Raw genomic sequence first — 2,089 nt, forward strand, 5'->3', positions numbered from 1 at the left:
CTTTACAATGCCTTGAACACCTGGTTAGGTCAAGCGATCGCAGAACTCGTAGGGTGGGCAAGGGGAAACTTTACCAATAGATTCATCAAATACCCCATTTTCCCTTTGCCCACCAAATTACTCCCCAGGGTAATCGCATCTAATTTGGTATAAATCGTACTTGACAAACGACTTGGCGTATAAGTAAATTTGATTAGCTTGGCTCGGGGTTCTCCCAGAGCGGATCTAGGGGTTAACCGTTGGATGTGCGAAGATTTGCATTCTCTAGTCAGTCATCATGGCAAAAGGCTTTGTGAACGCTCAGCAGGAGCGTGAGGCATTAATCTAGAAAAAGAGTGTTCTGAGGCATTTTCAGCACTTGCGAGATCCCCGAGTCGAGCGAACGCAAAAACATTCCTTGGTGGCCATGATCACCATTGCCATTTTAGCGGTGCTCTCCGGTGCCGATGGGTTTGTGGCCATCGAAACCTATGGTAAAGCTAAGCAAGTCTGGCTCGAGACGTTTTTAGAATTGCCCAATGGGATTCCATCACACGATACCTTTGGTCGGGTTTTGGGTCTGTTAGACCCCCAGGAGCTGGAAACGAGTTTCCTGAGTTGGGTCAGCTGCATTACTGAGAAATTAGCCCTGAACTTGATTCATATCGATGGCAAGACCGCCAAAGGCTCCTATGACCGGGCTGGTCAACTGAAGGCGCTACAGAGTGTGAGTGCCTGGAGTAGTGAACATGGGCTGGTTTTAGCTCAACAAAAAGTGGACAGCAAATCCAATGAAATCACAGCAGTGCCGCTCCTGCTACAATTGCTGAACCTCAAGGGGGCGGTAGTCACCCTTGATGCCATGGGCACCCAAATTCCCATAACTCGGCAAATCAAGCAGGCAGAAGGGGACTATGTGTTGGCACTCAAAGGCAACCAGGGTCAGCTCAGCCAACAAGTAGAGGCTTGGTTCGAGCAAGCACAAGCCCAAAACTGGCAGGGGATTGAGTACAGCTACGATCAAACCATAGACAGTGGACATCATCGTATCGAAACTCGCCAAGTTTGGGTCGTGCCCGTAAGTCAATTACCACCACTGCCTCGGCAAGGTCAATGGGCAGGCTTAAAGACGGTTGTCATGGTCAAGAGTACTCAGCAGTTATGGAACAAAACCAGGTTTGAAGTGCGATTTTACATTAGCAGCCTGGAAGGGGATGCCCAGCGACACAACTCAGTGATTCGCTCCCATTGGAGTATTGAGAACAGTCTGCATTGGGTGCTTGATGTCACCTTTGGTGAAGATGCTAGTCGGATACCTATGCGGATATGCGGCACAGAACCTGGGATTGTTGCGACGTTTAAGTGTTAGTTTACTCAAGCAGGTACCCTCCAAACAGAGTCTGAAGATGAAGCGTTACCGAGCTGGGATGGACAATAACTTCCTCATCGAAATCCTCGCTGCCAGTGCAGGTAACTCAGGTGTTAGTCGTAGTTGATCACAACTGAGCAGGTCAGTTGCAGGAGGTAATGGACGCACCTCTTCCCGGTCAAGCCCTAGACCATAAATGCCGAACGGGTGCAAGACCACTCAATTGGTGTGCTTTGGTCAGTTCAGAGGATAATCAAGTTTTAGGGAGTGTTACACCATTTTGGAGCTCGATTTAGATGCGATTACCCTGAATTACTCCCCAAGACTTACTGATAGTTCAACTGCTGAGGCGGACTCGATATCAGAAGAGCACTTTATATATGGGCGTACACCTTTGTCATTATAAAAAAATAATATCAAAAAATAACACCAACCGATGATAATATTGGCCAGATAACCCAAATGCCAGTTCCTCGCAATGCAGACTAATGCGCACTGACAGCCTATTTTATAAAGTCTTCCAAACCCTCCCTGGTACTTTCTTTGAACTCCTGGAAGAAAACTCTCAACTAGCACAAAACTATAATTTTAAGGCCGTCGAACTCAAAGAACTTGCCAAACGCACCGACGGCGTATTTCTCCCCAAACGAGATGGCGACCCTATTTATTTCGTAGAAGTCCAATTTCAGAAAGATGAAGACTTGTACTACCGCCTGATGCAAGAAGTGTTTGTCTACTTAG

Annotated in this window: 1 protein-coding gene and 1 pseudogene; both read left to right on the plus strand. The window is 47.3% G+C overall.

Going from position 1 to position 2,089, the window contains the following annotated elements:
- Positions 1–340 precede the first annotated feature (340 nt).
- Positions 341–1,475: pseudogene (locus F6K63_RS36660) on the plus strand (ISAs1 family transposase).
- A gap of 361 nt (positions 1,476–1,836) precedes the next feature.
- A partial coding sequence (locus F6K63_RS36665; protein WP_287314987.1) for a DUF2887 domain-containing protein occupies positions 1,837–2,089 on the plus strand: 253 nt, incomplete at its 3' end.

The organism is Moorena sp. SIO1G6 (assembly GCF_010672795.1).
Classification (GTDB): domain Bacteria; phylum Cyanobacteriota; class Cyanobacteriia; order Cyanobacteriales; family Coleofasciculaceae; genus Moorena; species Moorena producens.